Below are 8,579 nucleotides of genomic sequence, written 5' to 3'. Positions count from 1 at the left end.
CGTTGATGCCGTGGGTCATGCTGCGGATGATCGCATATTTATCGGCCTGCTGGGCCAGGAGCGGCAGGGTTTCGCAAATCCGGATGCCGGGGACATTGGTCTCGATCGGACTCTTGTAGGGGCCGCAATAGTCCGCCCCGGCGTCGGGTTTCGGGTCGAAGGTGTCGAGGTGGGAAGGGCCGCCCCACATCCAGATCTGGATGACGGATTTGGCCTTTCCGGCCGCAACGGCGCCGGCCGGCAACGGCGAACCGAGCATGAGCCCCCCCGCCCCGGCGGCGGAGGCGCGCAACATGGCGCGGCGGGTAAGCTCGGCGTTCAGCGGATTGTTCGTATTCATTGGCCACCTCCTTGAGGATCAATGCTTGTAAATGAATTCCTTGGTATTCATCAGCGCCCAGACGAGATCGACGCCGGCAATCTGCCGGTTTTTCACTTCTTGGAAATAGGCGAGCGCAACTCTCTTTTCCTGGGCGGTAGGATAGCGCGAGAGGATGGAGAGGTACATGTTTTCCAGCGTCTTTTCCGGGGGGTACCAAGCCGTTTGGAGCTTTTTATCCTGCCCTTTCCTGCCCTCGCGCTGAACGTAGTACATGCCGAAGAGCTCCTTGTTGTTCAAGAGCTTTTGCTGGATGTGCGTCGAGTTGAGCAGATGCAGCTTCTGCGCGCTCGACGGCGTGTTGTTGCGCTCCGATTCGTATCCGGTATCGCGCGGCGGGCGGCCGTAGAGATCGAGGAACGGGCTGGTGATGCTGCCGTCGGCCAATTTGATCGAGCGCTCTTTTTCGGGGATGAAGGTAAAGGGTTCGGGAATCTCGGAGGAATAGGACTCGGTGGTCTGGGTGATCTGGCAGATGGCGTCGATCAAAACCTCGGCGCCGAGGCGGCGGACGTAGTAGCGCGAAAAGTTGGACTCGTCGGCGAGGTTGCCCTCGTTGTGGATCGAGGAGCGCTGGTAGGTTTTGGAATTGAGAATGATGCGGTAGACATGGCGCAGGTCGAAGCCGCTGCCGACGAGCTCGCCGGCGAGGAAGTCGAGCAGCTCCGCGTTCTGCGGCGGGTTGTCTTCCCGGAAGTCGTCGGCCTCGTGGACGATGCCGCGGCCGAGCAACCAGTACCAGATGCGGTTGACGGCGTTTTGCGAAAAGGCCTTGCTCCCGACCAGCCAGTCGGCGAAGTCGATCCGCTGATCGCGCGTTTCCGAAAGCGGCACGAGGGTGCCGTCGGGCAGACGCGGCTCGACGGGTTTGCCGCTTTGGGGGTCGACGAAACGCAGGGTGGGGTCGAAGAACACAATCTCCTCCTTCCACTCGGCGGTCGTCTTGTAGCCGACGTTGCCGAAGAAGGCGGCCATGCCCAGCAGCTCCTGCTGCGTCCAATGATCGGTCCGCATGCCCATGAAGGTCAGCGCCACGATCCGGGCGATTTCGACGGGTTCGCGCTTGGGCATGGCGCGGTAGAAGTTGACGGGCGCGGCGCGGAAGTTGCTGCCGCTGGAGGTGAGCATGGCCCGGGCAAACTCGTCGTAGGGCATGTTGTTGAAGAGCGCGGTCCGGATCCAGCGGTGGTAGGCTTGCACCGCGTTGGGCCAGAGTTTGCTGGGGAACTCGGCCTTGACCCGCAGCAGGTCGCACCACTTGAGCGACCAATAGTCGGCGAACTCCGGCCGCTCGAACAGCTCTTCGATCAGGTCGCTGCGTTTGTTGGGCGCATTGCTGGCCAGAAAGCGCTGGGCCTCCTCGCGGGTCGGCAGGGTGCCGATCACATCGAGATAGACGCGGCGCAGGAAGACTTCGTCGGAACAGGGATCGGAAGGGGGAATGCCCAGTTCGTCGAGCTTGGTTTCGACGAGTTTATCAATCCGGGCACTGGCCTTGTTTGGAACGGGATAGGCCGCTCCGGCAACCAAGAGGGCAACGGTTGCAACCAAACACCAGCGGTTGTTCAATCTCATATTCATCCTTTTCGTTCCGGTGGAACCCGGACGGTTTCCGCACTTCGGGAGCGGAACGCGGTCCACGCGCCCCCTGCCCGTTAAGAAAACGCTTTGCACCCGGTGGTGTGGACAGGATCGAACGCTTTTCTATCGAACAAACCGGACAAAAAAAAACGGCTCCCGGCGGCCGGACTCGCACCCGGCGCCGGGGAACCGGCGAGAGGATGAAAATTCCCTTTATACAACGCCTTGCAGGGTTGCGACCGCTTTGGCAATCGCATCCTTGGCCTCGACGGCTTCCTTGGCGCTACGGATGATCTTTTCGTAGTCCGAGATGGGCATCTGCACCGCGACGGCATTTCCTTTGCCATCGTAGAATATCTGTACGTTATCGTTATCCATGGCTTTCTCCTTGGTTTTTTTTTACCTTTATGTTTTTTCCCTTATTTCAGCTTACTCAGCAGATCCAGGTGGTTTCCGAGCCAATCATCGATTTTGGCACTTTCCTTTTTGGGTTCTTGGGCAGGCTCGGTATCGGATTGGACGCTCTGCTTGGCAGGCGCCTCTTGCAAAAGGGGTGCGTCGGGTTCGACCTCGAGATCGACCGATACGGTCGTGATGGGCTCCGCGACCATTACGCCGCCATCGTCGTCCATCGCGCCCGAGGCATACAGGCTTTCGTCGAACGGCTGCAGTGCATAATCGTTCTCCAACAGCTCGTCTTCGAACTCTTCGCCCGAGTCGATCTCGAGCGGGAAAAAGGGTTCGTCTTTTTTCGGTTTTTCGGCGGCGGAGACCGCCTTTTTGGCAACCACCGGCTGGGGATCGGGCGCAACGACGGGCTCGGGCTTTTCGACCGTCTTCTTTTCGGGGGTGTTTTCCGGCGTCTCGTCGGCGGCGTGTGCCGGCATCTGGATCACCAGCTTGTCGGACTTCGCGGCTTTCTCGGGAGCGGCGGCCTCTTCGGCGGCGGCAATCACCTCGCTCGGTTTCTTGCCGATCCCGAAGCGGTTGAGCACGGACCAGGCCAGACCGACGACGACCCCCGCCAAAACAAACGGCAAGACGACGGCGTTGAGCAGCACGCGGCCCCCGGAGGTCGAGATTTGGCTATTCAGCCCGGCATCGACGGCCAAGAGCCCGACGATGACAAAGATGAACGGGACCTGCCCTTTGCGAAAGAAGGCCAGGCGAACCTTCGCCGTTGCGTTGCCGACGGCCAGCGCGCCGAACGCGCCATAGGTGGCGCCGGCGGTGGCGACTTCGGCCACACTGACGCCGTCCATGCCGTGAACGCCCCGGTACGCCAGGAACCCGCCGGCCGCATAGGAGAGCGAAACCACCAGCGGTTGCAACCCCAGCATGTTGATCGCCCACAGAATGGACACGACATTGAGCACAACAAAGCCGCCCCACAGCGCCAGATTGTCGATCGGGGCGATTGCCCCCTTGCCTGCGGCCAACCAAACGCCCAGATTGACGGCCACCAGCACAAAGGCGGCCGCTGCGGACATGACGAGGTTAATTGTTTTATTCATTTTCATGATTCTGCCTTCTCCATATCCCTAACTTGCGGTAAGGCCAACCTCCTTGAAGGCCTTTTCCAATACATTGAGCATAATGTTGTTCAGATCGTCGATCTGCACGCACACGAGGCTGCGGCGGCTGGAAAGCAGGCGCGGCACCTCGCAGAGGCTGAGCGATTTCAACCGGTCGGTGTAGCGCGGATCCAGCGCGATGCGCAGGTGGCCCTCGAAAATGTCGACGAAGGCGAACTCCTCCCACTGGTCGTAGTTCCAAAGGCTGCAGAAGCCATCTTTCATCGTCACGCGGACGGTGCCGCCGCAACTGTCGTTCAGGCAGCTATAGTATTGCTTGAAAACGCTGAACAGGCGTCCGGACTCATCGAGTTGGTTGAAATGGCTGGCAATATCCTTCTTGATCGGCGGGATCTCGATGCCCTGGGCCAGCTTGCGGGCCTTGGCGGCAGCGGCGGACTCTGCGGCGGGCTTGGGGGCCGGCTCGGGTGCGGGCTCGGGCGCAGCCTTCTGCTGTTGCGGCGCCTGGTTTTTCGGTGCATCGCCCTTCGCCGCCGGTTTCTCATCGGCCGGCGGGGTCTCCGCCTTTTTTCCTTTCGAGGCATCGGCGTTGTTCCCTTTGGAGGCATCGGGTTTGTTGCTCCCTTTAGCGGCACCGGCGGTGTCCGTTCCGCCGAGGAACTCCTCGAGATAGGAAAGGGCTTCGTTCTTGGCGGCACGTATCCGCTCCCCGTCCTCCACTTTTTCCATCAGGGCACGGTACTCCGCATAGGGGAGCTGTAGCCTTTTCTTATCCTTCGAAACCAAAATCTGTTGTTTATCGCTCATGGTTGCTTACCTTCGTTTGAAACGTTGGCTCCATCAAAGCAACATGCGTGCCACAAACCAGACCCCTGTAATTTTTTCCAAGAATTGTTCCAAAGACCGATTGCCCCGGCAATTGGGCACGCATATTGCTTTACGTTGCCGCTGATTGAGTGGAAGTACAAAAGGAGTCAAACCAATGAAACGACAAGTTCGCATCTATTTAGGAGTAGTAATCATCCTGGGCCTCGGCGGCGCCCCCCAGACTGCAACGGCCAAAAACGAGTTCAACCAATGGCGCGGCGAAGAGACCGGAGCCGACTGGAGCGACCGCTATAAATGGACCGAGATGCATGCTCCGCGCGATGAAGAAGCCGTCTACTTCCGCGACGAGAGCTGCATGGTATCCATCAACAGCACCGTCAACCTGAACAACGGCATCCACCTCTACGGCGAGGAGCTCACGCTGCGCGGCAACGGCAACCTCAACCTGCAACACCCCACCCCCCACCAGCGCACCGTCAACGTCCCCGCGTCGGCCACCGGTTTCGCAAACCTGACCCTGAACGACAACCTTTCGCTCAACGGCCGCATCGCGCTTTCGGCGAAAGGCTTCGGCACCTCGGCCTGCAAAGGCTCCGTCACCCTGAAGGACCGCGCAACGGTTACGGGCGCACTCACCATCGGCAACGACGGCATGGGAACCGGACTCGTCTATGTGAAAGACAGCTCGACCTATCGCATTACCGGCCTGGAACTCAACACCGAGGCCGACAGCGGCGGCTCGGCCGAAATCCACGTCCTCGGCGGGACGGTGCGCATCGAATGCGAAGCGGATCCGTTCGAAGCCTTCCTGTCGGATGCCAGCCGCAAACTGGTCGTCGGCGACTGCGGCACCGTGCGCATCGACCACAAGCTGCACCCCTCCGAGAAAAAGGAGGCCATCAAATCGATGATCGTGAAAAATCGTCTCGTGGCGGCCCCCGGTTGCCGCCTGCTCCCGCCGGTTATCCAGGACAACCTGATGATCATCCGCGCCGAAGACGAACGCAACGACAGCAAAATCAAAACCGAGAAAGAACTACTCGCCGCCATCGACGCCATCAAGGTCCTATCTTCGAGCTCGGTGGCCGCCACCGCCGACAAACCCCAGCTGGAATCGCTCCTGAAAACCATGAACGCAGGGACCGCCGCCGCGGCCGGCGCCTCCCCCGCCGCGGCAACCCCGGCGAGCGGAAAGAGGATGGCCGGCTACATCGTCTTTTTCGGCACCGTGCTGCTGACCTTGCGCCGCGCCCCGCGGGAGCCGCAAGCGTAAGAGCGGCCTTGGCAAAGCGGCCTCGCCCTTCCCGCTTCGGGCCCGCTCCTTCGCGCAAACCGGGCGGCGCTTGGCATGCAACGTGCTTCCACTACGCTTGTTCTACACAGAAACGAGGCGGAACCATGAAGAGAAAGATCCCTCTGAGATTGAGACAAACGACACCGGCGCTTGCGATGGCGTCGATCCCGACGGCCGCCTTGGCGCAATCCGCGCTGGCGAGCATACCGGCCGTTGAAATGAGCCTAACGGCCTATTTGATCATCGCATTCCTGCTGGTGCTTTCGATCATGATGTTCTTCCTTTTCCAACACCGCTTCCACAAGGCGGCGACGGAGCTCAAGGGCGTCACCGCCGAACTCGGCGGAACCCGGCAGCGGCTGGTTGAAGCCAACCGGCAACTGGAGGTTTCCCAAAAGGAACACCAGGCGACGGAGCGGCGCTATCAAAACATTCTCTTCGATGCAAAAACCGGCATGTTCCAAATGGATCTCGCCGGCAAATGCACCTATCTGAACACCGCCATGCAGGAAATGTCGGGCCTCTACCCCAAGAAGGCCCTCAAGGAGGGGCTCGCAAGCGCCATCCACCCGGACGACCGCGAGGCCTTCCATGCCGCATGGCGCGCCTTCGCCGACGGGAATGCGGAGTTCGACCAGGTTTTCCGCTTCCTCCACGCCAAGGAGCGGGAAGTCCACGTCGCGTTCCGCGCCAACAAGGTGTACGACGCCAAGAAGGAGGTCGAAAGCTACATCGGCTGGGCGGCGGACGTAACGGACTTCCACGCCGCGCAACTGCAGGAGCGCGCCGCAACCGAGCGCTACGAACATTTTGTCGGCGAAACCATCGAGGGCTTCTACAAACTGGCCCCCCCGACCCCCATCGCACTCAAGGGCGACCCCCGGGAAATATGCGAATCCATCATGGAACGCTTCGTCCTGGTCGACTGCAACGACACCTTCGCCGCCCTGTACGGCAAGAACGCCCGGGATCTGCTGGGGAAATCGATCAACGAGCTCAAGGATGGCGTCGGCGCATTCAAGAACAACGAATCCATCCAGGAGTTTATCCGTTGCGGCTACAAAGCGATCGATCTCGAATCGGTCCGGCAGGATCCGAGCGGCAACCGGCTGAACCTCATGAACAACATGATCGGCATCATCGAAGACGATCGGCTCGCGGGCATTTGGGGTTCGCAACGCAACAACAGCCGGGATAAACGCGAAAAAACCGAGCTCTCGAACAAGGTCCAGTTCATGCAGCGGATCCTAAACGCCCTGCCCGCCGACGTACACGTGAAGGACACCCGTTGCCGCTATCTCTATGCGAGCCAAAAACTGGCCGACCGCACCGGCATTCCGCAGGAAGAATGGATCGGCAAGACCATTTTCGAAGTCATGCCGGCCACCCCGCGCGACCACGACCAGACCGCCATCGAAGTCATGAAATCCTCCACGCTCTGCCGCATCGAGCGCCCCTACGAAGCGCGCGGGAAATCCGGCTGGATGGAAACCGTCCAGATTCCGCTGGTTTCCGACGAAGGGCTCGTGGAAGGCGTCGTTGGAATTTCGCTGGAGATTTCCGACCGCAAGAAGAAGGAAGAGGAGGCGCGCCGCGTGCGGGGCGAACTCGAACGGCACCTCCAGCAGACGCGGGACGAGCTGGCGCAATCGCGCACCGAATACGGAAAGACCGCCACCTCCCTCTCCGATGCCATCCAGAAACTCAAGATGGCCGAAGCGGAGAAAACCAACCGCGAACACGAATTCAAGCTCCAGCTCTCCGAACGCAAGCGCGCCGAGGACATCCTGCGCCGCAACGAGGAGGGGCTACTTTCGCGCCAGCAACAGCTCGAAGAGCAGCTGGCCAAACGGCTCGCGCAACTCGACGCCGAGACCGACAAGCGCAAGAAGTGGGAAGAGCTCCTCTCCATCAGGGAGGACGAGCTCCGCAAGGCCGAAGAGCTGGCCACCGAACTGAACGAACACCATGAGCATGAAACCCATCTGCGCGAACAGGCCGAGGCCGGCCTCGAAGCCAGCCAAACCGCGCTCGCCAAGGTTCGCCGCGAACTCGAAGAACTCGCCGCCCAGCGCCAAGACGAAATCCGTGCGCTCAACGAAGACCACGCCACGCGCTTCGACGCCGAACACCGTGCCTGCGCAAAGGCCTTAAAGGAATTGACCACGACCCGCGAAGCGCTCGAAAACACGCAGGAACAGGTCAAGCGCATGACCGAGCAGCATGCCGCCGAATTGGAAAAAGAAGTGGCGGAACGCAAGACCGCCGCTGAAAAACTGATCCAGAGCATGGAGGAACTCGACGAGCTGCGGCAACAGTTCAGCCTGCGGATCGAAGAGCAAACCAAAGCGATCAAGCGGGAACTGGCCCAGAAGCAGATTCGCGAAAAAGCGTTGCGGCGCCACGAGAAGGATCTCGAAAACCGCATCATGGAACTCGAACAAACCCTGCAGGAGAAGACGCAGGCCTATACCGAGCAGATCCAGGCCCGCGAAGGGGCGGAAGCCGACAAATTGCAGCTCGAGCATAAGCTGGAACAGCTCACGCTGCGCCAGCAGCAACTCGTTAACCGCGAAACCGAAAAGCTCAACCTCAACATCGCCGAAATCCGCCTCGACGAAGTCAAGTTGCGCAAACGGGCCAGCGACCTCGAACAGGCGAAGGATGACCTGGAAGAAGCCCTCCGCCAGCGCGACGCCGAACTGGAAAAGGCGCAGCAGGAAATCAAGCGGACCGAAGCCCTCCTCGCCGACACGCAGGCCGGCCTCAAGCAACTGACCAACGACCGGTCGCAGGGAATCGCCAAGGAAACCGAAGAGCTGCAACGCAAAATCAACGCCCTGGAAAAACGCGACACCGAACTGCGCGGACAGCTCGGCGCGCTGATGGAAGAAAAAGGCGCGATCGAGAACAAGCTGGAATCCCGCAACGGCGACCTCACCAAGGCGGCGCGCGAATACCG

7 protein-coding genes are annotated in these 8,579 nt (G+C 60.4%); 2 read left to right on the top strand and 5 right to left on the bottom strand.

Going from position 1 to position 8,579, the window contains the following annotated elements; translation table 11 throughout:
* The 5 genes from ABYO54_RS10435 to ABYO54_RS10415 form a co-directional block, all read right to left on the bottom strand.
* Positions 1–340: DUF1501 domain-containing protein (locus tag ABYO54_RS10435; RefSeq protein ID WP_372808188.1), on the bottom strand; the 340-nt coding region annotated here is incomplete at its 3' end.
* Positions 341–358: 18 nt separating this feature from the next.
* Entirely contained in the window at positions 359–1,960 is a 1,602-nt protein-coding gene (locus ABYO54_RS10430) for a DUF1553 domain-containing protein (protein WP_372808187.1), read from the bottom strand.
* Between the two features lie 213 nt (positions 1,961–2,173).
* On the bottom strand, positions 2,174–2,338 hold the full coding sequence (locus ABYO54_RS10425) for a hypothetical protein (protein ID WP_372808186.1): 165 nt from the start codon (positions 2,336–2,338) through the stop codon (positions 2,174–2,176).
* A gap of 41 nt (positions 2,339–2,379) precedes the next feature.
* Positions 2,380–3,474 (bottom strand): hypothetical protein, encoded by a 1,095-nt coding sequence (locus tag ABYO54_RS10420; RefSeq protein WP_372808185.1) that lies wholly within the window; start codon positions 3,472–3,474, stop codon positions 2,380–2,382.
* A 27-nt stretch (positions 3,475–3,501) separates the two neighbouring features.
* Positions 3,502–4,302 carry a hypothetical protein gene (locus ABYO54_RS10415; protein WP_372808184.1) on the bottom strand — a complete coding sequence of 267 codons (801 nt, stop codon included), beginning with the start codon at positions 4,300–4,302 and terminating at the stop codon, positions 3,502–3,504.
* Between the two features lie 175 nt (positions 4,303–4,477).
* Here ABYO54_RS10415 and ABYO54_RS10410 point away from each other — a divergent pair, with 175 nt between their 5' ends.
* On the top strand, positions 4,478–5,596 hold the full coding sequence (locus ABYO54_RS10410) for a hypothetical protein (protein ID WP_372808183.1): 1,119 nt from the start codon (positions 4,478–4,480) through the stop codon (positions 5,594–5,596).
* A 176-nt stretch (positions 5,597–5,772) separates the two neighbouring features.
* On the top strand, positions 5,773–8,579 hold a 2,807-nt coding region (locus ABYO54_RS10405; protein ID WP_372808182.1), incomplete at its 3' end, for a PAS domain-containing protein.

The sequence above is a fragment of the Pontiella sp. genome, from assembly GCF_041622395.1.
Classification (GTDB): Bacteria; Verrucomicrobiota; Kiritimatiellia; order Kiritimatiellales; family Pontiellaceae; genus Pontiella.
The sequence above is the reverse complement of the archived record's forward strand: the minus strand, read 5'-3'. Positions and strand labels throughout refer to the sequence as shown.